The following is a 24,354-nucleotide window of genomic DNA, read 5'->3' as shown; positions in this document are numbered from 1 at the left end:
GAGCTGCCGCGCAGCATGCTCTTCGCCCTCACCCCAACACGCGCTGCCCCTCGGCCACCGCCCGGCGGTAGTCGCTCGGCGACCAGCCGGTATCCTGCTTGAACAGCTTCGAGAAATAAGAATAGTTCGAATACCCGACTTTGGCCGCGATCTGATAGACCGAGAGCGAGGTCGTTTCCAGCAGCTGCCGGGCCGCTTTGATGCGGACCTGAATGATGTAGGTGCCGAGCGATACGCCGGTTTCCTTCTTGAATACGCGGGCCAAGTAATCCGGATTCAGATAGACGATTTCCGCGAGGCTGGCGCGTGTCAGATCGTCCCCGTAATGGCGGTGGATGTACTGCCGGATTTCCTCAACGACCGTAGGAGAGGGATCGCCGAAAAAGTGATAGTCCGCCGCGGTTTGCACCAGATACGCGATATATTTCTCCATATCCTCGATCGAGTTCAGCGATTGCAGGAACAGCTGGTCATGCGTCTTGCCGCTGTACAGCTTGTGCGCCTGGATTTCCCGGCTCTTCAGATAGGCGTACACCAGCTGCACGATGTCAATCCGGAACTGCCTCAGCACGGAGGCATTGCAGACGCCTTGGCGGGCAAGATTCCGCAAATAACCGCGAATCTCATTCAGAAACGCCGCCGGGTCATTCTGGTGCAGGAGCGCCTCCCATGAAGCCGAATCGGGCGGAGAATAAGCGGTTTCCTCCAGCGGATGATGCGCCAGGAACATGATTTGATTGCGCTTCTTGATCAGATCCTCGTTCATCTGCAGCAGCTCCCGGATGGAGCCTGGAACGCGTCCAAGCTCCGCGGTATCGGCGATGCAGCAGCAGGCATCGCTCTTGAGGAATTTGTTGGCTTGCTGAATGAACGAGAGGAACGCCGACTCGATCGCCGCAGGATCCGAAGCCTGGCTCCATTTCAGCACAAGGATCCAGTTATAATCCCTAAACTCCTGGATCGTCTCCACCGAGAAGCGAGGATCATCCAGCAGCTCGCTAAGCACATTGAGCAGCGCGTAGTCGAACAGATCCTTGTCTTCCTTCCCGAGGCTCCGATCGTACGGGAAAATGGTCAGGTGGACCGGAGTAAACAGATCGGACGTGAGATAAGACACATCATGCTCGGCGGCTGATTCCGCGATGGCGGCGGCGTCCACCGAAGGCCTTTTCTCGTGTATCCATTTGCGCCAGAATTGCTCCTGCAGCTTACGCTGATTTTTTTTCCACAGCTGTCCTTCCTTCAGCGCCTCCTGATAGCTTTGCTGCTCCTTTGCTTTGTATATCGCTTTGGAGATGATCAAGGTGAGCTTATCGAACTCGATCGGCTTCAGGAAATAATCGAAGCTCTGCAGCTCGATCGCTTTCTGCGCGTAGTTGAAGTCCGCGTAATTGGTCAGGAAGATGGTCTGCACGGCGTACCGCTCCTCCCGGATCCAGCCTAACAGCTCAAGGCCGCTGCCCTGCGGCATTTCGATATCGCAGATGAGGATCTGCACGGCATGCTGCTGCAGGATCTCCCGGGCCTGGGCGACATTATATGCGGTAAACACCCCCTCAATCGAGAGCGCATTCCAATCGATCTTCTGCTGCAGGGCGGCTACGACAAATACATCATCATCCACAAGCAATACGTTCATCGTTCGGCTCCTTTCAGGGTTGCGTTGGATAGCAGCAGCGGCAGCTCAAGGATGATCCGGGCGCCGCCGTCCTCGCGGTTATCGAAAAACGTCCGGGCCCGGCGCTGGTAGAGGAGCTCCAGCCGCTGCAGGGTGTTCATGATGCCAATGCGTTTTCCGCCAGCTTGCTTAAGCGGCCGCCCGTTCTGAAGCTGCTCGAGGATGTCCGGCGGGAACCCGGGCCCGGTATCGGAAATTTCGATGCAGAGCCGGGGATGCTCTCCCTCCGTTAGCAGAGAAACGTCAAGGCTTATTAACAGCGTCTGGGTGCGGGATACGGCATATTTGACGGCATTTTCAATGAAGGTTTGAAGCAGCAACGGCGGGATTTTCAGCCCGCTCAAATCATCGGTCATTCCGGTAATCCGGTACATGAACGCGTCCTGGTAACGATGCTTTTGGATTTCCAAATAAATGCGGACATGCTCAATCTCGTCGCCCAGCCTGACCAAGTCATCGCCGCTTTGAAAGATATAGCGGAAGTATTTCGATGTGGACAAGGACATGTACTCGATCTCCTTATGCATCTGCATCTGCGCCATACTGTAAATATTCGTCAAGCAATTCAGGAAAAAATGAGGGTTGATCTGCAGCTTCATATAGTTCAGCTGGATCCGCTGCTTCTCCAGCTCTTGCTCGTACATTTCGATCTTGAATTTCTTGATCTGTTCAATCAGATGCTTGAACTGGGAATTGACCTGTTCCAGCTCGGTGATCTCGCTGCTTCGAAAATCGAGGCTTTCGCTGTCCTCATGAATGCGCCTCAGATTTTCCGAGAAATTCTGAATGGGCTTCAGCACCTTTTTCTTGAAGTACAGCATGACGACGCTGAGCGTGCAGGTCAGCACAACGAACAGCAGCATGATGAGCAGCTGGGCGATCATGATTTTCTCGAACATGCCGAATTGGATCACCAGCTGCACATGAAAGGACGCATTGGAGAACGCTTTGGTCACAGTGGTTGTTGAGGGCGGGAACCTCAGCAAGGAAGCGGCCGCGCCGCTGACGCGGGTACGCGGATCATCGTCCGCTGCCGGGCCCGATATAGCTTCTCCGTTTGATCCGATCAAGGAAACGTAGCCTTCCTCGCCCAGGTTCAGCTCGCGCAAGGGCCGGATCAGGTCGTCGGCGGAAATGAGGCAGATCAAGTAGCGGTTATGATAGGGTACGATATTCACGATGTAGTGGGTATCCCGGACGCGGATCGGCTTCCAATTGGAGTAGAAGGTCTCATAGACGTTTTTGCTATCGGTTAAGGAAACGATCTGCTCCTTGATCTCAAGAAACTCCGAATACGTCACGGACATCGGGGCGTAGTTTTGGAAGAAGTCCTGCTCCTTCAGATAAAAAAAGAAATTGTAGCCCTGGCCGTAATTTTTTTGCAGCTCGTTAAATCGTTTATGAACGCGTTCGCTTGCTTCAATGAAATCGACGTATTCGGTATCCTTGTCATCCAGCGTCTTCACGCTTTCGTCGTTAGCCAGCGTCCATCCCATGTAATGATTGATATAAGCGAAGTCATGGTTGATCTGCTGGATATACAAATTCGCCGTATCCTGCAAATACCGCGTGGACTGCTGCTTGACGATGAAGATCGAAGCGAAGCTGATCACGAGATCGACGACAAGGGCGAAGATCGAGATGAAGAGCATGATTTTGACATAATGCCGAATCGGATAAGGCTTGTTATAAAGCGACTTGACCATCGGAATTCTCCAGTTCCTTTCGCGAACGCCTTGAAATGAAAGCGTTTTAAGGATAGTAAGGCTATTATAAAACGAAAGACGCAAAAAAACATGGCGTTCCTGGAGGCCTCCCGCGATAAAGTCCGGATATTGCCGGTTTAAGTCCGGATAACGGCAGGACATTGCCGAAACCGGGGCCCCAAGTCTCGGTAAGGGTAAAAGAAAGGTCCGATTAGCGTTTCACAAGGTCCGGTTAACGCTGCTCCGCCGGAGTATACTGAAGCTGTTCGATTCAACCTAACGCTTTGGAAGCGGCGGGAGAGAAAGGGGGATTCCATTGAAAGCAGGCCAACTGAACGACTCCCGGCAGCTTATTTCGAGAATCAAGAAAAATTGGGGGCTGTACCTGCTGCTGCTGCCCGCGGTGGTGCTGGTCCTGTTGTTTTCCTACGTGCCGATGTACGGCATCCTGATCGCCTTTAAAGATTACAGTCCTGCGGCAGGCATTATGGACAGCCCGTGGGCGGGGCTGAAATACTTCGAGAAATTTTTCCGCTCCTATCAATTTGAGAGCACGATCAAAAACACGGTCGTCATCAGCCTCTACAGCGTGGCTACGTTTCCGATTCCGATCATGCTCGCATTGATGGTCAACCAGATGCGTCCCAACCGGTTCAAGCGGTTTTTCCAGACGGTGACCTACATGCCGCACTTCATATCGACGGTGGTCATGGTCGGCCTGATGCTCATCCTGTTCTCGCCCAGCACGGGCTTGATCGGCAACCTGTTCCGCCTCTTCGGTGCCGAGGCGCCGAATCTGATGGGCTCGGCCGGGTGGTTCAGCAGCGTCTATGTGTGGTCCGACGTGTGGCAGCACATGGGCTGGGACAGCATCATTTATATCGCGGCCCTGTCGGCCGTCAATCCCAGCCTGTACGAGGCGGCGACGATGGATGGCGCGAGCCGTTGGCAGAAGATCCGGTACATCGATATCCCGATGCTGATGCCGACCATGATCACGCTATTGATCCTTCGAATCGGAAATCTGCTTGGCGTCGGCTTCGAGAAGGTGTATCTGATGCAAAACAACCTCAATATCACGTCCAGCGAGGTGATCGCGACCTATGTGTACAAAATCGGGATGCTGAGCAGCCAGTACAGCTTTTCCTCGGCCATCAACCTGTTTAACACGGTCATTAATTTCGTGCTCCTGATCATGGTGAACTACATTTCCAAGAAGTACAGCGAGAACAGCTTATGGTAGAGAGAGGAGGGTTTCAATGAGCGGAATGGAAGCAAAAACGAAAAAAGGGGCGCGCGCCGTCTACACCCGTTCCTCTGACCGCATCCTGGAGATTGCCATGTACATCTTCGCCGTCCTCTTGTTGATCGTTCTGATCTATCCGATCTATTTTATCGTCATTGCCTCATTCAGCGATCCGGCAGCCGTTGCGAACGGGCAGGTGTGGCTGTTTCCGAAAGATTTTACGCTGGCGGGCTATCAGGAATTGCTGAAGCATTCTAATATATGGGTGGGGTACCGTAATACGATCCTGTATACCATCGTGGGAACGGCGATCGGCCTGGCGGTCAACATTTCGGCAGCCTACGCGCTGTCCAGACGGGATTTGGTCGGCGGCAAGTACATTTCCCTGCTTTTTATATTCACGATGTTCTTTAACGGCGGCCTGATCCCTACCTTCATGACGATCCGGGATTTCCAGCTGTACGATACGTTTCTCGTCATGGTGCTGCCGTTCTCGGTGGCGGTATTCAACATTATCGTAGCGCGGACGTTCTTCAAGACGAGCATCCCCGAGGATTTATGGGAGGCGGCCCAGATCGACGGATGCGGGAATCTGAGGTATTTTGTCCAGATCGTCATCCCGCTCTCGAAAGCGGTAATCTCGGTCATCGCCTTATGGACGGCCGTCGGCCATTGGAATTCATATTTCAACGCGCTGATTTATTTGAAAGATTCGAATCTGTATCCGCTGCAGCTTATCCTCCGAAACATTCTGGTGACGAACCAGATGCAATCGGCCCTCGGAACGGGGGAAGCCGCAGCCGTCGCGCTGCGCTTAGCTAACCTGATGCGGTATGCGGTCATCATTGTCGCTACGGTTCCGATCATGTGCATTTACCCGTTTGTGCAGAAATATTTCAACCAGGGGGTGATGATCGGAGCCGTAAAGCAATAATGTTCGATTCAATGCATGTCCTGTCATCAAAAAGCTTGGGGGGATTATGGAATGGTAAAGGGCTTGAAGCTTAAGGCATTTCCGGTCAAGACGGCGGTTTCGATGCTGCTGGCTCTGATGCTGGTGTTTAATCTGGCGGGGTGCAGCGGCGGCGGCAAGGAACCGGCGGCGGAGCCGGATGCGGCTTTTAATGAAGAAGGGCTGCCGATCGTGAATGAACCGATCACGCTGGACGTGTTGACCGTTCGATGGGGGAATATGGGGGATACGTTTCTTCAGAATCAATGGCTGAAAGATCTGGAGAAGCAAACCAACGTGAAAATCAACTGGCAGATCATGTCCTCGAACGACTGGGGCGAACAGAAATCGATCATGCTGGCAAGCGGGACGCTCCCGGACATCATTTTCGGGGACATTGTGTTCAGCGATTCCGATATCGTCAATAATCTGTCCTACTTCCGGCCGCTCGACGACTACATCGACCGGTACATGCCGAATTTAAAGGCAGCGATGGAAGAGACGCCGGAGATGAAACAGATGAGCACCTTCCCGGACGGAAAGATCTACTCCCTTCCGGCACGGCTCCCGTCCAGACCGGAATCGTCGATCCAGCCGATCATCAACAAGACCTGGCTTGACAAGCTTGGATTGGACGTACCGGACAATACCGAAGAGCTGTACCAGGTGTTCAAAGCGTTCAAGGAACAGGATCCGAACGGGAACGGAAAAGCCGATGAAATCCCGGTCAGCGGTTCCGGGGATATCAGCGTGGATTTATACAATCCGTTCGGCATCACCGACATCAATGCCAACAGCATGATGGTGGTGGACGGGGAGCCCGTGTACTATCCGATTACGGAAAATTATAAAGAAGCGATAAAATGGGCGCATCAGTTGTACGCCGAAGGTCTGATCGACCAGGAGGTGTTCACCCAGGACAACACCATGCTGACGGCCAAGCAGCAGAATCCCGATGCTCCGCTGATCGGCTTCTCCAATCAGTGGGTACCCGATGCCGTGTTCGGGAAGTGGAAGGATCAATACATCGCCATTCCACCGATCGCCGGTCCTGACGGAAAACGCTATCAGGGCGGAGAGCCGGGCGGCTTGAGCCTGCGGCGGAACCAGCTGCTCATTACGACCTCCAACGAGCATCCGGAGGTATCGGCGCGCTGGGCGGACCAGTTCTATACCAATGAAGCCAGCATCCAGAATTTCTGGGGCGCGATCGGCACCGTCATTAAGAAAAACGACGACGGTACGTACACGCTGATGAATCCGCCGGAGGGAACGAGCGCGGATGCTTGGTACTGGGAGCAGTCGGTTCGCGATTTTGGACCGAAGTACGTCAGTCCGAGCTTTGAGCGCAATATCATCCTGGACGAAACGACAGGAGACGGCTTGAAGCTGGTCATCGATAAGCTGGGCAGCGATTATGTGACCACCCCGTTCCCGAACGTCATGTACAGTGCGGAGGAATTCCAGGAGCTGCCTACGCTGACGACCGATATCGACGGTTATGTCAGCACGACCCGGGCAAAATGGATTACGGAGGGCAACATTGATCAGGAATGGGACGCTTATGTGAATAAGCTGAACGAAATGGGACTGGAGCGGCTGCTCCAGATTCGCAAGGATGCTTATAAACGGTATACCAGCGCAAAGTGATGCCAGTATAAGGCGAATGCGGCCCTGCAGATGCGAATAGGCAGGGCCGCCGCCGTTTTGCTTGGGGCAATCTACATTTTAAGAACAAGAGGAGAGCGTTAGGCATGAACAAGTTTCGGATCGGTTTGATTGGACTCGGCGGCATGGCGCAAGAGCATATCCGCTGGATGAAAGCAGAGAATGTGTATGAGTTTGTTGCCGTCAGCGATGTGAACGGGGACGCGATGGCGAGAGTCGGCGATCAGCTCGGCATCGAAGACGGCAAGCGCTACGCGAATTATAAGGGACTGATCGAAGACCCGGATGTGGACGCGGTCGTCTCGGTGACGCCGAATAACGTGCATGCCGACATCATGAGTGCATGCCTTCATGCGGGAAAACCCTTTTTGGCGGAGAAGCCGTTTACGCGGATCTTCGAGGAGGCTGTGCCCTTGCTGGAATTGTACGAGAAACATCCGGTCCCGGTCATGATCGGCTTTACGTATCGTTATACGCCGGCATTCCGCTATGCCCGGGAGATCGTGCGTTCCGGGAAACTGGGCACGGTCCGGCATTTCTCCCACCAATACCTCCAGGGCTTTGGCGTCCCGCATCAACAGGTCCCGTATATGTGGAGGTATAACAAGGCCGTCACCGGGACGGGGGCTCTGGGCGATCTCGGCTCGCATATGATCGACATGGCGCGCTTTCTATTCGGAGAGTTCGAGGAGCTGACCGCCCAGCTGCAGACGATCGTTCCGGAACGCCGCGATCCGGTCACGGGAGCGATGGCGAAGATTGAGGTCGATGATTTCGCAAGCTTTCAGGCCCGGATGACAGGGGACGTTATGGGCGTGTTCCAAACGTCGCGCAATGCATTCGGCTCGGGCAACCAGCATGAAGTAACGATCTACGGCGATTTGGGGACGGTTCATGCGGGAACGCTTGACCCGGACCACATCGTGTGGATCCGTGAGGAAGAGGGCGGACAGCTGGCGAGAGCACTCGTCGAGGTGCCGGCTCATTGCAAGGTCACGCAGTATGCCGATTTTGCCGCCGTTTTAAGAGGGACCCCGGCAGACGGCGCGCCCGGCTTTATGGACGGGTACCGGAACCAGGAGGTGCTGGATGCCGTCGTAAGAGCAAGCGAGTCCAAGTCTGCCGTGCGGCTTAGGGCGGATTGAGCGTATCCCGACCGGTTTAAGCGTGTGTGACTTATCGTGCGCTGATGCCCGCTCACCATGCTTTCCCCATCCAGATATACAGCGGCATTAAAACAAACAGGAACAAGCAAAAGTTAACGGTTACAAAAAGGTATCTGAGTATGGGCTTACGGTGGAATTCCACAGGTGTGCGTAAACCTCCGGTGCCCTCGATCACGAACAGGATCAGCAGCGTGTGGATGATCGTATGGCCGATCACCTCGATGTGACCGAATACAAGGCTTGTCATGAAGAAGATTCCGGTGACGAGCAGTGCGGTGAAGCGGTTCATAATTCCCATGATAAAGGCCCATGCCAAGCCGATCTCAACGAAGGCGCTGATCAACACGAATTGCTCGAGGGTAAAACCGAAGGTGGGAAGTCCGTAGCTGCCCATGACGGAGCAGGCAAGCGCTGGCATGGTCAGCTTTTCCATGGCTAGCCAGGACAGGGAGAACCCCATACATATATAGAGGACGGCGGGAGCGGTTCTCATGAAAGGCGTGTCATAAACGAACAGGCAATAAACGATCCCCACATACATCAAATAATCCAAGGCGTGAAAAACCCCGTATTCCAGCGAAGCTTGGATATACAGCAAGAACAGAATGGCACCGCTTACTTTTAACGTTTTCGTATTGGCCAGACAGGCGGCGGCAATGAATAGCCCAAGGACGATCCACATCGATTTGATGGTGAATTCGGGGGCAAGGTAAGACCCGCTGAATAACTGCAGCAGAAGCCCGATGCCAAGGCCGGTTCGCAGGATGAGCTGGGTGTGCTGCTTCATTCGGCATAGCCATGTATGAATTCGCAGGATCGGACGCGCACGGCTGATCGGCCCGGAGACGGCGCAGGCGAGCCAGAGCATCAGGACGGTAAACGCTAGCCAGAACAGGAAGGACGGGGTGACGATGCGGGAGAAAGGCAGGGGGTCCCATTCGAAGCTATCCGTAAACCATTTTACGTGCACATAGAAGTTGCTAATCTTGGAGAAATGCATTACCATTCACTATGTTCCTCCCTTAACCACTCTAATCACCTATCCAAGATAATACAAAATTAACGTAAAAAGTATATTCTGGACGAATATATCCCTCCTTGTGAAAAATTTATCCCATAAAGAACGGTCAGACGGACGAACCTATCGTTTCTTCAGACGCGAAAGATGGAGCGATCCTAAACGCTGTTTTGTTATAATGGTCCTAACCTAAGTTTAATAAAGGAAAAGAGTGACACAGATGAAGCAAAGCGATGTGGGAGGACCTCGACCGTTCGAGGACAAGACTCGCCGTGACTACGATCATCCCGAGACACAGCATGAGAGCGGCGATCTCAAATACATAACGGAAGCAGCGGGTACGCCCATGAAGGGGCGTGAAGAGCGGGGAGCCGTGCTTATGCTGCAGGGAACGGCCTCGGATGTCGGGAAAAGCATTGTCACGACGGCATTGTGCCGCATTTTTCTCCAGGACGGCTACCGGCCGGCTCCATACAAATCGCAAAACATGGCGCTTAATTCGTACGTGACGCCAGACGGAAAAGAGATTGGGCGGGCACAGGGCGTTCAGGCTGAAGCCTGCGGCATCGCTGCCACGACCGATATGAATCCGATTTTGATCAAGCCGGTGAAGGACATGACGTCCCAAATCGTCATTCATGGCGTGCCTGAAATGCAGATGAGCGCGATGGATTATAGGAATCGGTTCCTGCCGAAAGCAAAGGACATTGTGCTCGAGGCACTTGAACGACTGCGCCGGCAGCATGACATTGTCGTGATGGAGGGAGCTGGGAGTCCGGCAGAGATCAACCTGAAGGACCGGGACATCGTCAATATGAATTTAGCGGGCTGGGCCGACGCCCCGGTAATCCTCGTTGCGGACATCGACCGCGGGGGCGTGTTTGCCTCTATCGTCGGTACGCTCGAGCTGCTGGAGCCCCATGAGGCAGCGCGGGTGAAGGGCTTCATCATCAACAAGTTCCGAGGGGATGTTGCCTTGCTTAAGCCGGGCCTCGATTGGCTCGAAGAGCGCACAGGCATTCCGGTGCTCGGGGTTCTGCCCTACATTCCGGACATGCGCATTGAGGCGGAGGATTCCGTCGTGCTGGAGAAGCTTGCGCTTCGCTCAGGACCGCGGAAAGAGCTCGATATCGCGGTCATCCGGTATCCGCGGATCTCGAATTTTACCGATGCGGATGCATTGGCCGGCGAACAGGACGTCCAAGTCCGCTTTGTAAGCTCGGCGGATGATTTGGGCGAGCCGGATGTCATCATCCTGCCGGGCTCGAAGGATACGATCGGCGATCTGGAATTTTTGAGGGAGCAAGGCTTGGCACAGTGCATTATGGACCGGGCGCGGGAGAGAAATGTACAGATTGTCGGCATTTGCGGCGGCTACCAGATGATGGGCAAGCGTCTATCCGACCCGGATGCGGTGGAAGGAGGCGCACGTGAAGCGGAGGGGCTCGGGCTGCTGCCGCTGACGACGATCTTCAGAAAAGAGAAGAGAACCGTTCGGGTCCGGGGAAAGCTGGCGCAGGGGCATCCCTTAGCACTGGGCACTCCGGTTCCCGCTGCCGATACGCCCATTGAAGCGTACGAGATTCATATGGGGATCAGTGAATGGAGCGGGTCAAGCGAGGATGGAGCGTATGCACCGCTGTTCATCATGGGACCCGGCCCCGATGGGAACGCCGATTCTTATCCGATGGAAGGTCACTCGGAGGGACTGGGCACTGCGGACGGTTCGGTATGGGGCAGTTATTTGCATGGCCTGTTTGACAATGACGAGCTGCGCAGGGCATGGCTGAACGGCATCCGGCTGAAGAAAGGGCTGGCCCCGATCGGGGAAACCTTCAACGCACGCAGCCGCAAGCTAGAGGAATTCGACCGGGTAGCGGGCATCGTGCGAAGCCATCTGGATATGGACAAAATCTATGCGATGAGCGGATTAAGGCAGCGGGTCATCCAGGAATAAATGGATTTTCAAACGGGAATATAAATAATAAAGTTGGAGTGGCACCATGCCGACGGCATGGTGTTATTTTGCGTCGATTTTCAATTTTTTGCTCCCCAAATGAACATTACCCTTGATTAAATATAGGATAGGGGGGTATACTAACTACAAGCAAAGAAGCATTCATGCAAGTGTACACCTACAGGATTGGAGTGATCGCGGATGAGTAAGAAAATGGCTTTTCTGACATTAACAACCCTGCTGGCTTTCGGTTTCTTCACGGGATGTGATGATCCGAAAGGGGGAGACTCAAGTTCCGGAAACCAACGATCCCCGCAGGATAAGGCCGGCCGTGAGGCGCAGCTTGACGGGCAAGGCGAGCATGGAGCGCATGAAGCCGAAGAAGCTTCAGCACATGGCATACAAGATGTGCAAGAGCCGCACGAGGCGCGAGGAAGTCATAGAACATCAGAGGCTCATGGAACGCATACGGCAAACGCATCACATGGAGCACATGCAGGACATGGAGCACATGCAGAGCATGGGGCAGGACATGGAGCACATGCAGAGCATGGGGCAGGGCATGGAGTTTCGTCGGACGACTACAAGGCGGCCTTCCAATTCAACGGGGCGCTGAACGCAGGCAGCGACACGGAGCTGACCATCAAGATTACCAACAAGGATGGGCAGCCGGTGCAGCAATTCGATGTTAATCATGAGAAGCTGATGCATCTGATCATCGTCAACCACGATCTGTCGTACTTTGAGCACATTCATCCCGATTATCTGGAGAACGGCGTCTTTACCGTGAACACAACATTTCCGGCAGGCGGGAAGTATAAGCTGTTCGCGGATTTCGTTCCCCAGGGCGCTCATGGGGCAACACTTAGCGAGTGGGTAACGGTCGCAGGAGAGGAACAGGCGCATGCACCGATCAAGCCGACAAACCTCGTGCAGCAAGTGGACGGCAAGCGGGTCGAGCTATCGCTCAGCAACACGCTTTCGAATGAAGAGGCTGTGCTCGCCTTCGAATTTCAGGATGCGGAAACCAAGCAAGGCATCGATAATTTGGAGCCGTACCTGGGCGCAATCGGCCATGTCGTTATTTTGTCGGCCGATGCGGAGGAATACATTCACGTGCATCCGGTGGATGAAGACGGAACCGGACCCAAGGCGGAGTTCGCTACAATCTTTCCGAATAGCGGCATCTACAAAATCTGGGGACAATTTCAGCATAAGAACGAGGTCTTTACGACTGCGTTTGTGGTAGAAATCCAATAAATCAAGGAGTGATCGATATGTCCGAAGCGGTAAAAATATATACGATACCAACGTGCAGCGACTGCAATTTTGCCAAACGTTATTTGAAGGAACGGAACGTCCCGTATACGGAATACAACTGTGAAGAAAATCCGGCTTACGCCGAAGAAGTACGGGAGCTGACCGGAAAATCAATCGTACCGACGATCGTGATCAACGGCCGGGTGTTTATCGGCTTTGCCGACAACCTGGACGAGATTCGAAAGCTGATTCCATAAAAAAACTGTTTCACCCATGGCTGGTGGGGGAAGAAGCGCAGGCGATCCTACAAGGATTGCCGCGCTTTTTTTCGTTGCGCCGGAGCAGATGGAGCGGTCGCTTTCGTGCTTACCGCCGGGAAAATTTTTCGAAGTTTAATCCAAATTCACAGGTGTCAAAAATCAGTAGGGGTGTTATTATATGGTTTGTGTCTTTCTTAGGAAAACGGCGATTGATCATGGATCGAGAGGAATCATGAAACGATCGGAGATATGTCACGTATCAATATTCACCAAGCTTTGAAGGAGGGAGATTATGTTGGATAACGGCATGAATGTCATTCTGTTCGAGAAGAAGCCGGACGGAGAGCTCCGGCAGATTGAGGAGCGGACATGGACGATGAACATGGTGACGGCGCTCGAACACGTGAATTATATCGTAGCGGGCGGCCAGGAATATGAGACGATTGAAGGCAGGCTGAATGTAGATTCCGGAAAATTGGAGCTGCTGCTCGTTCCGATGCGGAATGTGTGAATCTTTGTCCGAAAGGAGCAATCATGTTGAGTAATGAAAAAGACAAACAGGAATCGCCGGCATCCAAATGGCTGACGCCGGAAGGCAAGCCGATTCGCGTCCTGTCGAGCTCGCTCGGCATCGCGCTGCTCGCCAATGCGTTTCTGGTATCCGGAGCCACCGCAGCCGGCAACCCGAACGAACTGGCCTCGGAAGCCGTATCTTCGGCTGATGAGCCGAAGCTGGTCTCATGGTCGACCGAGGAAGTGAAGAAATATTTCGATAAGCATACCGACTGGAACATCCCGTTCCCGGAAGAGGAGGATTTCCAGAAAGCCGAGGAAGGCTCGACGGGGTCGGGCTCCGGCGGCACGACGGTCATCAATAACTACAGCGGATACAATGCCGGCTTCGGCTGGGACGATCTGCTGCTCTACCATATGCTGTTTAACAACGGGTCCTATTACTCATCCAGAGGCTGGTACGATAATCACCGAGGCTATTATGCCAACACCGGCAAGCCATACAAGCCACGCACGTACACAAGCGGCGCCTTTCAGAACAAGCCGGTGGTCAACTCCAACGTACGTCCTAAGACCTCGACCTCGTCTTCCGGGACGATCGTTCGGCGCTCGACCTCTTCCAAATCCGGAGGAATCGGAGGCAAGTCCAGCGGCTTCAGCTCGTCGTCCAGCTCGAAATCCAGCTCAAGATCGGGCGGGTTCGGCGGATGACCGATTCGGGCGTGTTTGAAGTCGCAGGACAGCCGGCCCATAACCGGAGCGAGCGAGTGAAGCAGCTTGCCGAGCTCGGGTTCACGTGGGCCGATCTGGAAGAGGAGCCGTACTGGATCGACCAGATCGTGACGATGAACGAAGACGTTTACAATGAGCTCGAGGCTGCGGCCTCCATGCTGTGGCGGATCGTGGACAAGACCGTTCGCTATATTCACGGCAATCATCATATTTACCATCTGATCGGCATCCCGGAAATTCTATGGGAAATGCTCGATCGATGCCCCATACCGGAAGAAGGGCTGATCAGCCGCTATGCCCGATTCGATTTTGCGGTTTCGCATGACGGTGCGATCAAGCTGCTCGAGCTGAATGCCGACACGCCTACCGGTTATGTGGAGGCCTCCATTGCCACCCCTTGGCTATGCCGTCAAGCAGGCATCCGATCCGTGAATGACCGGATGGCTGGACTGGTTGCAGAGGCTTGGGGCGTGGAGCGGCCGGATACGGCAGCCTGCATCGGCTATGGCGAGCACCTGGAGGATTCCGGTACGATTGAGGCTTTGGTCCGGCACAGCGGATTGGACGTCCGATTGGTGGATTGCCTGGATCTGTGGGTGGACGAAGGCGTTTTGAGGGACGGCGACAACCGGGAAATCCGCAGGATGTTTGCATTGTATCCAAAGGAGTGGATGTCCGTCGATGAGGGCGGTGACGCACTGGCCTACGCGATTGAGACCGGAAACCTTGCGCTGTTTAATCCGCCGCACAGCATTCTGATGCAGTCCAAAGGTCTGATGGCCGCGATCTGGGGCATGTTCGAGCTGGGACTGCTGTTCGGTCCGGAGGAACGGGAGGCCATTGAGAAATACATGCTCCCGACCTATAACAAACCGGTATTCTCCGGCAATTTCGTCTCCAAGTCGATGTTCGGCAGGGAAGGCGGCTCGGTAAAGCTGTACGATAACTCGGGGGAGCTGGAGGTAGAGGATCAGGACGGTTACGACACCAGTGTAATGTTCCCGACGGTCTATCAGCAGCGAGCCGAGCTGGCCCGAATCCGCACAGCGGAGGGCGAGTTTCATCTATTAACAGGCTTGTTCATCCTGAATGGCACGCCTTGCGGGCTGCTGGGACGGGCGGGCGGTCTGATTACGGGAAATACGAGCCATTTTATCGCAATAGGAGTGAAGTAAATGGAATGGAATGAAGGAAAGGAGCACCAAGCTGCGCCTCGCAGGAAACGCAGATTCTCGCTTGCCGCATACGGATGGCTGGCGGCAAGCCTGATGCTTTTATTCGTGCTGAGCGCGTGCTCCAGCAGCCAGACGGTGTTTCATACCGGGAGCTCGGGGGAGGAATCCATTTCTACGGCAAGAGTGCCTTGGGATTACCGGATTGTCGAGGGCACCGTGGGTGATCTGATCGGCGGGGATATGACCGTGCTGCCGGATAATGAGCTGCTGCCCAACGACGGCAACTATGCGACCGGGGACAAGATCTGGACGCTGCAGTTTATGGACGCCGAGCTGACGACCGACGAGAACCAGCGGAATAATATCCGCTTATCCTCTTGGCAGACGATCAAATCCTACAAGGATGAGAAATCGGCCCAGGCAGATCTGACCAACCTCAAAGTCATCGTCAAAACGGATGTGGAGCTGGTAGGCGTGTACGCAACGACGCATAAAAACGAAACAAGACGCTTTGCCGTAATCGAGCTGCCGACGGGGAACCGGATCAAGCAGCCGATCGACGAGAAGCGTTATACAGCAATGGAAAAAGAGAAGACGGTTGATGTTGTATTGGAGGAAGTACATGACTTCGCCGATTACGACTTGGCCTATGCAAAATTTCGGGGGTGGGCGGAGTGACGGTTGTTATCAATATCGCAGTTAGCGTGGTGTGCATGATTTTGCTTCAATTGCTGGGGATGCTAGTATTCAGCTGGATGACCCGGTTTAACGACATGGAAGAGCTGAAGAAGGGGAACGCGGCCGTAGGGCTGGCCTTCGGCGGCAAGTTTATGGGAACGGCGATCATCTTGGGCGTCTCCGCCTATACGAATTCATCGATCTGGCACATGATGCTGTGGTTTGCCGTCGGGTATGTGTGCCTGATCGTCGTCTATTGGGTGTTTGAGCTCGTAACGCCGGGCCTGAATATTTCCGAGCATTTGCAGAAGGGGAATATGGCCATCGGCATTTTGCTTGCGATGGTGTTTATCGGCACGGCTTTTGCTGTAAGCAGCCTGATCATCTAAAGCTTCGTGCAGCAAATGCGGGAGAGGAGCAGTAGTGGGTGCATTTTATCCTAAAATGGTCTTTAAAAATGATGCGTCTGCGCAAAACCACCATCACCTGCATCGTGGTGCTGTTTGTCGCATTGAGCGCAACCGCCGCCTATTTGCTGGAGCCGGATACCTATAAAACGTGGTTCAACGCGCTGTACTGGGTGCTGACCACGATGGCAACGGTAGGTTATGGCGATTATTATGCCGTCACCGTACCGGGTAAGGTGCTGACGATATTTTTGTATATTTTCGGCATCGGGATCCTCAGCCTGGTGATCGGGAAGATCGTAGAAGCTTTCGGCAGCGTGCAGCGACAGAGAGGAGCGGGCAGATTGAATTATCGCGGCAAAGATCATGTCATCATTATCAATTGGAGCAAAAAGGCACAGTCCGCCATCGATGAAATATTGTCCTATGATTCGGCACCGGGCATCGTCGTTATCGACGAATCCGGACGTCATCCGGTTGAGCATCTCGAGCAGGTGCATTTTGTTAGCGGGGACCCGGCTGCAGATGATACGTTATCCAGAGCCAATATCCATGAGGCGAAAGCGGCGATCATCTTTGCCGATTCGCGGATTGACGAGGCTTCGCTGATCGATGGGAAGTCGCTTCTCATCGCCTCGAGCATCGAGCGGCTTGCGCCCAAAGTGCATACGACGGTTGAGATCGTGCAGGAGCAGAATGTTCAGAATTTTCGTCATATTGATGTGAATGAATTTGTGCTGTCGCACGATGCCGTTTCCCGGTTAGCGGTCCGCGCCGCGCTGCAGGAAGGCAACTCGGATGTACTGATGCAGCTGCTGAGCCGCTCGTTTGGCGATGACATTTACGAGATTCCGGTGAGCAGCGTCTGGAAGACCTATGGCGATGCTTTCCAGGATTTGCTCCGTCAAGGCGCAACGCTGATCGCCGACCGGAGCGATCTGGGAATCAACCGCAAGCTGGGACAGCCGATTCCCGGGGATGCACGGCTCTATATCGTTTCGGATGAGGCGACATATCGGAGAATCGCAGATAAAGAATAAAGGTAAAGGCTCGTAAGCCCTCGCGCTCAAGATGACAATCTTGCCGGCGGGGGCTTTTTTTAGGTCCATTTTCGGGATGAAAAGGACGTCATTGGCCCGAAAGGTCCATGAGCAGATGCTCACTGCTTCTCTCCTGCTTCATAGGAAATCGCTTAAGCTTTATAGGAGAGAGGGCCTCTGCTTCATAGGCCGCCGCCCCGATCCCGACCGTACGGCCCATCCTCCGGCAAGCGTTGCCCCGCTGGTCGTCATGAAGGCCGGAAGCGGCTGGTCGTTTCTGCTGACCTCGGTGCTGGCCGGAGCAATCATCATTGTGCCGGTTGCCCTTCTGGCCAATCATGCGGTAAAGCAGCGGAGATATCCAGCTTTTTGAGGGTACATCCTTTTTTTGCTTTGTTAAATTAATGGATGCACAGGCAATATATATCTTTATATTGGAGGATCAGTTCCATGGACATGCGGCGACCGGGAATGGATCCTTTCTTTGTTGCGGCGGCGATAATTAAGAATTTGTAACTAATACATATACCATAAAAAGCGGATTTCGAAACAGCATCCCGGAAAATTAGGATAGGATTACCACTTGAACCTGAGTTGTAAAACTATAGAATAAAAACCAACCCGGTACGGGACTCTATTCTTATTTTGTAGATATGGATAATATTTACAAACCTTGATGGAATGCGGTTCTCAGCCGTTTTTTTATAAGACTAAGGTATCAATTTTGTAATAACTATGGATAAAGATGTAAAAACGACCGGAACTTTAGCAATTTTTCTGCGTTTATATTAACGATTCACGAAAATTTTCAGAAAACCTTCGTGATTACGCTGAACTCATCTCATGTACTGCTGTATAGGGATTCTTCGGGTTAAACAGCGTCCAATTTTTTAGACACGCAGCGAGCTAACATTCGGATGCAATCTTGTCAAACAGCACGGCTGAGAGAAGAGCAAAGCATGCTTCGGGGAGAACCACGAATGATTGAAGGTTTTACTTCTTTATGACTACTATTCCAATAGGAAAAGTTAGTAAAGAAGAAATATGGTATCGGGCGTGTATCGGCCGTAGAATGACGAGTAGCAGCTCCGTCTTCACGAACAAGCCGGTACGCAATCATTATGGATTGAAAGGGCAGGTGAACGAAGAAGACGATGAGCAGACGAAAATGGTGGGTTGCCGCAGCACTGTGCACTATAGTGCTTCTGAGCGGTGCCGCTGTAATACTCGGAAACTTCCGTCCGGTCATAACGACGTATGCGGGAGCGGACGGTGTGAAGATGAAATTCAAAACGGAAGGCACTTCTTTCCTTGTGTACGGGGAAGATGAGAGCTGGCGTGAGATATTCGCCAAGGGCGTCAATCTCGGCGCGACCGTTCCGGGACATTTTCCGGGTGCGTTGCCGGCAACCGAAGAAGACTACTTACGTTGGTTCAAACAGATTGATGATATGGGAGCAAACGTCATTAGGGTCTACACCGTACACAATCCGGTCTTCTACTCGGCCCTGGTGAAGTACAACCGGGACAAGGGTGAGGATCCCCTCTATTTCATGCAGGGGATATGGTCTCCGGAAGAGCAGCTGATCGAGCGTCGGGATGCATACGACGAAGAGATTGTGCAGACGTTTAAAGCCGAGATTTCCAAGGCGGTTGCGGCTGTATACGGCGATATTACCGTAGAGCCGAAGCATGGACAGTCAAGCGGCGAGTATAAGACGAATGCGGGCAAATATTTGATGGCCTGGCATTTGGGAACCGAATGGGATCCGTCCATGGTCGACAACACGAACAGGGTACATAAGGATGCTCCAAGATACGACGGGGCATTCTTCTCCGGCACAAAGGATGCGAGTCCCTTCGAGAACTGGCTGGCCTCATTGCTGGATTATACGGCTCAGCAAGAGCAAAAGTACGGCTGGCAGCATCCGATGACCTTTACGAATTGGGTCACGACCGATGTGCTGGAACATCCGGGTGAGCCGCTGTTTGAAGAGGATCTGGTGTCCGTCGATGCCCGGCATATTGAACCGGTTAACTGGAGTGCCGGATACTTTGCGGCCTATCACGTGTATCCTTACTATCCGGATTTCTTCCGTACCGACAAAACCTTGCAGACGATTCCGGACGGGAATGGAGGTTATAACACCTACAAAGCCTACCTCCGCAAGCTGAAAGCGGAATATGACGATATGCCGATCATGGTTACCGAGTACGGCGTGCCATCATCGATCGGCGTCTCGCACCACGGCCCCGGCGGTCGGGATCAAGGGGGGCATGATGAAGCCGAGCAGGGCGAAATTAATGCCTCACTGACCCAGGAGATATTCGATGAAGGCTATTCCGGGGCGATATTGTTCATGTGGCAGGACGAATGGTTTAAGAAAACATGGAATACGATGCCTTTTGAAATACCGGCAGACCGGCGGGCATTCTGGTTGAATGTGCTGACGAACGAGAAGATGTTCGGCGTTCTCGCCATGCAGCCGGGAAAAGAAGGGCAGATTTCCATTGACGGCGATTTGGCCGATTGGGATAAGCTTCCTGAGGGAGAGGTCAAACAGTGGGAAGGGACGGCCCCGGGCGTTAAGGGAATGAAGCTTACGCATGATGAAGCATACCTGTATATCGGGATGGAGCTTGAGGAAGCCTTCGATCCGGAAGATTCCAAGCTGTTCATCGGAGCGGATACGATTCCCGGCGGGGATATTCCCAAGAAGGAGCTTGCTGGAAGATCGCTTACAGGGGGCGAACTGGAGACGCTCATCCAGCTTGGTCAGGATGACGAATCCCAGGTAAGCATCGCGCCGTCCTATGATTTCCACAGCCGTTTGTACGGCAAGGACGGATATTGGATGCTGCCGGAGAAACCGAAAGCCGGGAGCAAGGATGATCCGATCGTCCCAGGCGGCACGTTCCATGCCTGGAAGCTGGCGATCAGTCTGATGATGAACCCGCCGGACACACGGTTTGCACACCCGTTCATTGACGAGACGGTGGGCATGCTCAAGCGGGGCAGCAGTGATCCGGAGTCCCCGGATTTCAACTCTCTGACTGCTTGGCAGTCCAAGGACCGATTCGTGGAGATGCGCATTCCTTGGATGCTGCTGGGCTTCGGAGACCCTAGCTCTCTTCAGGTGGTCGATTACAGTCCGCTCAAAAATAAACGGGAGTTTTCGACCGTGACAACCGAAGGAATAAAACTTGCTCCATGGATCGCGAAGCGGTCGGAGCTTGACGGGTCGGCAGACCCTGCGGCGGACACCCGGGAGATCGATCTCGGGAAGATTCAGCCGTACACCTGGGAGCTGTGGGAAACGCCTGTGTACAGTGAGCGCTTGAAGCAAAGCTATTACGATATGCAGGAAATATTCACTCGTCTGCCTTAAGTTCTCGAGGGCGGCCAGATGCTAAATACAAAGAGGAGGCACTCGATTATGTTTTCAAATTTAGCCTTGGCCTACGGATTTATCTATGTTTGCCTTGGCCTGATTGCAGCCGGAATCATTGTGCTGTTCTACATGAAGATCAAGCATAATGCCGAGCAGCGGGAAATGGAGCATTATGCTGCCAAGCATCACGATTACTTTGTTTATGTTCAGGCCCATCTGCATGATGATATCAAGCTTGAGCTGCCGCCAGGGAAGCTGACCCGTGCCGAGCGCAGGGTCATCCAGGCGAAATTCATCGAATGGATCGAGCAGTTCAAGGGAGAAGCGAGGGAGAAGCTCCTTCACCTGTGCAGGGAAGCGGGCTTCGTGGAAGAGGATCTGCGGGCGTTGTCCAGCCCGCGCAAAGGACGCCGCATTGAAGCGGCGTACCGGCTCGGGGGCATGCGTGCCGAAGAGGCGGTACCGCAGCTTCAGCAGCTGATGAACCGGTCCCGTTACGGACCGCAGACCATCATCTTGGCCAGAGCGATTGCCAAGAGCGCGAATGAGCAGCGGCAAATCCGTGAAATGCTGTCGCGGTTGCTGTCGTACGGCAAGGCCATTCATCATATGGCCGCCGACATTTTGCTTGAGACTCGGCTGGACGCTCCAAGCTTGATGCGCAAGCTGCTGGATGATCAGGACCCGGGACTCGTCAAGGTGGCGCTCGTTGCGATGTGGGGACAGGCTGTTCCGGCAGCCGTTCCTACATTGAACCGGCTGGTCGGCTCTGAGGAGAAGGATGTGCGGGCCGAGGCGGTAAAGCTGTATCTGGGCTCCAATCCGGCGCTTAAAGACGATACGATCGCTGCGCTCATGCGCGATCATGCCTGGGAGGTCCGGGCAGCGGCAGCCAAAGCGCTCGGAAGGCTTCATGCGGCCGGAAGCATTCCGCTACTGGCTGAGGCGCTGAAGGACGAGAACTGGCATGTCCGCAACAATAGTGCGGAAAGCTTGGCGATGCTGGGCGAGCAGGGCTTCGAAACGCTGTGCCAGGCCGCTCTTACGGGCACAGGTCCTGCGAGAGAGACGGCGCTGTACCGGATTGAACGGATCATGGCGAAGGAAGGCGACCATGAAGAGGTCGAGCAAATGGTGGCATTCAATAAGAAAAAGCTTGTTTATGACCGTTACTTCGGCATTCAACCAAGTAAACGGATCGGAACAGTTGCAGGAGTAGGAGGGGATTACACTGCTTAGGGATATCCTGCTCACTTACGGCACGGTGGCGATTTACTACGTCATGGCCGTCAGCGCGCTATATTTTGTAATAATTATGCTTTCTTTCAGAAACATCTGGGATATTTACAGACGGGCGTCCTATTCCAAATATAATACGCTCTCGGGGTCGGAGCTCGTCCCGTCGGTCTCGCTGCTGGTTCCTGCATATAACGAGGAGTTGACCATCACGGAGAACGTCCGATGTCTCATGACGCTCAATTATCCGACCTATGAGGTAATCGTGATCAACGACGGCTCCTCGGACCGGACGCTCGATGTGCTGATTAAGGAATACGAGCTGACGCTGCTGCCTAATCCGGAAGTTCGCGGAAGGCTCGAGACCAAACCAGTGCGAGGGGTCTATTACAACCCGCAGTATCCGCATCTGTACGTCATCGACAAGGAGAACGGCGGCAAGGCCGATTCCTTGAATGCGGGCATTAATCTTTCGCGTTACCCGCTCATTTCCTCGATTGATGCGGATTCCCTGCTGGAGAAGGATGCATTGATCCGAATGGCTCGGATGTACATGGAGAATCCGGAGGAGACGGTGGCCATCGGCGGCGACGTTCGGATCGCGAACGGCTGCGTGATCGAGAACGGAGCGGTCAAGAACGTATCCCTGCCGCGCAAAATGTGGCCGATGTTCCAATCGATCGAATATATGAAAGCCTTCCTGGGCGGACGGATCGGTTGGAGTCAGATCAATGGCCTGATTATCGTCTCCGGCGCCTTCGGCATGTTCCGCAAAGACTACGTAATCGCTGTAGGCGGCTACCGGGGCGGCTATCCCGGCGAGGATATGAACATCATCATCAAGCTGCACCGCTATATGCTTGAGAATAAAATCCGATACCGCGTCGCTTTTTGTCCGGAAGCGGTGTGCTGGACGCAGGCGCCGGACACGTACAACATTCTGTCCAACCAGCGCAAGCGCTGGGGACGCGGTAACCTGAAGAACATGATTGAGAACCGCGATATGGTATTCAATCCGAAGTACAAAGTCATGGGGCTCCTGACGATGCCCTACAACGTTATTTTTGAAGCGTTAAACCCTTACTTCAGAATTACGGGCCTTCTGGCTCTGCTTGGATATGTCATGCTGGATATGACTAATTGGCACGTGCTGCTGGTATTCGGATTGGTGAATTTCCTGAGTGGTTATCTGCTCAGCATCGGCGCACTCCTGCTTGAGGAAATCGCCTTCCGCCGCTACACGAAGCTGTCCGACCTGGTGAAAATGCTTCTGTTCTCGGCGCTGAAATTCGTCGGTTATCATCAACTGGGTGTGCTGTGGAGAGTACAGGGCCATATCCAATACCTGCAAAACAACAATTCATGGGGGACCATGACGCGGCAGAGCTGGAAAGATAAGAAGGAAGCGGCATGACATCAGGCCCAAAGTTCACAGTCAAAAAATAAAGAGAGGTGGGACTAGCAGTTATGTCTCAATCCGTAACATTGCAACGTGGACAGGCGGTTGATTTTTACGGCCGTCTGGAGGAGGAAGTGAGAGAACACCAAAGCGGCGCAGCCTTGCTGTTTCTGTACTGCGAAGGCCAGCCCGGAACGGAGTCCTGCGTTCAGCAATTCGTGGATCAGCTGCCGGGCGTGGAAACGGAGGTGCTTCGGGACGAGAGCACGGGCGTGCTTGCCGTCGTTATGCCGGGATTCACGCTCGATGCGGCCCACTATCAGGCGCTGCTGCTGAAGCAGCACTTGCAAAGCCGGCTTCAGCAGGCGGATCCGCGGATTACGCTGGCGGCCATACAGGAGGCGCCGTCGATGCAGACGATGAAGCAGATGGCTGAGACCGCGCGTCTCAGCATATCCTCCGACATTCATATATTCACGGAAGAGGATACAGGCGGCGCTCAAAGCCGCATCCTGATCGTGGATCAGGACAAAGCGGTTAGGGAATTTCTCCAAATTCGGCTTACGATGCAGGGTTATGAAACGCTGGAGGCCGTGGACGGTCTGGAAGCGTTGGAGCTCATCCCGAAATGGGAGCCGGATCTGGTGCTGACCGAGCTGAACCTGTATGGGATTGACGGCCTTCCGTTCATTCATCATATCCAGCAGCTTGATATGAAACATCCGCCAAAAATCGTTGTGCTGACGGAGAAGCGCGTCGAGCAAACGATTAGTCAATGCTTCCAGAGCGGGGTGGATGATTATGTGACGAAGCCATTCTCGCCGGTGGAGCTGGATGCCCGCATCCGGCGCTGCCTTCACTAAAGCGGGTG

General features: G+C 53.7%; 21 protein-coding genes. 18 read left to right on the top strand and 3 right to left on the bottom strand.

All coding sequences use genetic code 11. The features are described from left to right. Positions 1–28 precede the first annotated feature (28 nt). Together NSQ46_RS20065 and NSQ46_RS20060 are read right to left on the bottom strand one after the other, a co-directional pair. Entirely contained in the window at positions 29–1,639 is a 1,611-nt protein-coding gene (locus tag NSQ46_RS20065; protein ID WP_007133121.1) for a helix-turn-helix domain-containing protein, read from the bottom strand. Continuing rightward, a complete protein-coding gene (locus tag NSQ46_RS20060) occupies positions 1,636–3,384 on the bottom strand; it encodes a sensor histidine kinase (RefSeq protein ID WP_007133120.1) in 1,749 nt (582 codons plus the stop codon). The genes NSQ46_RS20065 and NSQ46_RS20060 overlap by 4 nt, the downstream gene beginning before the upstream one ends. Positions 3,385–3,700: 316 nt before the next feature. Between NSQ46_RS20060 and NSQ46_RS20055 the strand changes: the two genes are divergently transcribed. The 4 genes from NSQ46_RS20055 (at position 3,701) to NSQ46_RS20040 (ending at position 8,395) form a co-directional block, all read left to right on the top strand. Then, a complete protein-coding gene (locus NSQ46_RS20055) occupies positions 3,701–4,627 on the top strand; it encodes an ABC transporter permease subunit (protein ID WP_007133119.1) in 927 nt (308 codons plus the stop codon). A gap of 16 nt (positions 4,628–4,643) precedes the next feature. Beyond that, complete coding sequence (locus tag NSQ46_RS20050) at positions 4,644–5,564, top strand: carbohydrate ABC transporter permease (protein WP_007133118.1); 921 nt, start codon at positions 4,644–4,646, stop codon at positions 5,562–5,564. A gap of 51 nt (positions 5,565–5,615) precedes the next feature. Continuing rightward, positions 5,616–7,232, top strand: a complete 1,617-nt coding sequence (locus NSQ46_RS20045; protein ID WP_007133117.1) for an extracellular solute-binding protein — start codon at positions 5,616–5,618, stop codon at positions 7,230–7,232. 104 nt (positions 7,233–7,336) lie between these two features. Beyond that, the gene (locus NSQ46_RS20040) at positions 7,337–8,395 is read left to right on the top strand and encodes a Gfo/Idh/MocA family oxidoreductase (protein ID WP_007133116.1); all 1,059 of its coding nucleotides are present in this window, start codon (positions 7,337–7,339) and stop codon (positions 8,393–8,395) included. Between the two features lie 52 nt (positions 8,396–8,447). On the opposite strand, the gene NSQ46_RS20035 is transcribed toward NSQ46_RS20040, so the two are convergent. Further along, a complete protein-coding gene (locus NSQ46_RS20035; protein ID WP_007133115.1) occupies positions 8,448–9,422 on the bottom strand; it encodes a hypothetical protein in 975 nt (324 codons plus the stop codon). A gap of 358 nt (positions 9,423–9,780) precedes the next feature. On the opposite strand from NSQ46_RS20035, the gene NSQ46_RS20030 reads away from it, so the two are divergent. From NSQ46_RS20030 to NSQ46_RS19965, 14 genes are all read left to right on the top strand, one after another. Continuing rightward, a complete protein-coding gene (locus NSQ46_RS20030; RefSeq protein WP_040740386.1) occupies positions 9,781–11,391 on the top strand; it encodes a cobyric acid synthase in 1,611 nt (536 codons plus the stop codon). Positions 11,392–11,592: 201 nt separating this feature from the next. Then, a complete protein-coding gene (locus tag NSQ46_RS20025; protein ID WP_342574473.1) occupies positions 11,593–12,651 on the top strand; it encodes a hypothetical protein in 1,059 nt (352 codons plus the stop codon). Between the two features lie 17 nt (positions 12,652–12,668). Next, entirely contained in the window at positions 12,669–12,908 is a 240-nt protein-coding gene (locus NSQ46_RS20020; RefSeq protein WP_007133112.1) for a glutaredoxin family protein, read from the top strand. Between the two features lie 298 nt (positions 12,909–13,206). Beyond that, on the top strand, positions 13,207–13,422 hold the full coding sequence (locus NSQ46_RS20015; RefSeq protein ID WP_028407319.1) for a hypothetical protein: 216 nt from the start codon (positions 13,207–13,209) through the stop codon (positions 13,420–13,422). Positions 13,423–13,448: 26 nt separating this feature from the next. Then, positions 13,449–14,135, top strand: a complete 687-nt coding sequence (locus NSQ46_RS20010; protein WP_028407318.1) for a hypothetical protein — start codon at positions 13,449–13,451, stop codon at positions 14,133–14,135. Next, a complete protein-coding gene (locus NSQ46_RS20005; protein ID WP_341033901.1) occupies positions 14,132–15,331 on the top strand; it encodes a glutathionylspermidine synthase family protein in 1,200 nt (399 codons plus the stop codon). Before NSQ46_RS20010 ends, NSQ46_RS20005 begins: the two co-directional genes overlap by 4 nt. After that, entirely contained in the window at positions 15,332–16,009 is a 678-nt protein-coding gene (locus tag NSQ46_RS20000) for a hypothetical protein (RefSeq protein ID WP_007133108.1), read from the top strand. Further along, the gene (locus NSQ46_RS19995; protein WP_007133107.1) at positions 16,006–16,398 is read left to right on the top strand and encodes a DUF350 domain-containing protein; all 393 of its coding nucleotides are present in this window, start codon (positions 16,006–16,008) and stop codon (positions 16,396–16,398) included. Before NSQ46_RS20000 ends, NSQ46_RS19995 begins: the two co-directional genes overlap by 4 nt. Before the next feature lie 38 nt (positions 16,399–16,436). Beyond that, on the top strand, positions 16,437–17,456 hold the full coding sequence (locus tag NSQ46_RS19990) for an ion channel (protein WP_342574471.1): 1,020 nt from the start codon (positions 16,437–16,439) through the stop codon (positions 17,454–17,456). Between the two features lie 91 nt (positions 17,457–17,547). Further along, positions 17,548–17,829, top strand: coding sequence for an HPP family protein (locus NSQ46_RS19985; protein ID WP_342574470.1), 282 nt, complete (start codon positions 17,548–17,550; stop codon positions 17,827–17,829). Between the two features lie 781 nt (positions 17,830–18,610). Next, a complete protein-coding gene (locus NSQ46_RS19980) occupies positions 18,611–20,845 on the top strand; it encodes a hypothetical protein (protein WP_341033899.1) in 2,235 nt (744 codons plus the stop codon). 48 nt (positions 20,846–20,893) lie between these two features. After that, entirely contained in the window at positions 20,894–22,087 is a 1,194-nt protein-coding gene (locus NSQ46_RS19975; RefSeq protein WP_342574468.1) for a HEAT repeat domain-containing protein, read from the top strand. A gap of 43 nt (positions 22,088–22,130) precedes the next feature. Beyond that, complete coding sequence (locus tag NSQ46_RS19970) at positions 22,131–23,498, top strand: glycosyltransferase (protein ID WP_028407311.1); 1,368 nt, start codon at positions 22,131–22,133, stop codon at positions 23,496–23,498. A 53-nt stretch (positions 23,499–23,551) separates the two neighbouring features. Then, positions 23,552–24,346, top strand: coding sequence for a response regulator transcription factor (locus NSQ46_RS19965; protein ID WP_007133102.1), 795 nt, complete (start codon positions 23,552–23,554; stop codon positions 24,344–24,346). Positions 24,347–24,354 lie beyond the last annotated feature (8 nt).

The sequence above is a fragment of the Paenibacillus sp. FSL M8-0142 genome, from assembly GCF_038597315.1.
Lineage (GTDB): Bacteria > Bacillota > Bacilli > Paenibacillales > Paenibacillaceae > Paenibacillus_AQ > Paenibacillus_AQ lactis.
The sequence above is the reverse complement of the archived record's forward strand: the minus strand, read 5'-3'. Positions and strand labels throughout refer to the sequence as shown.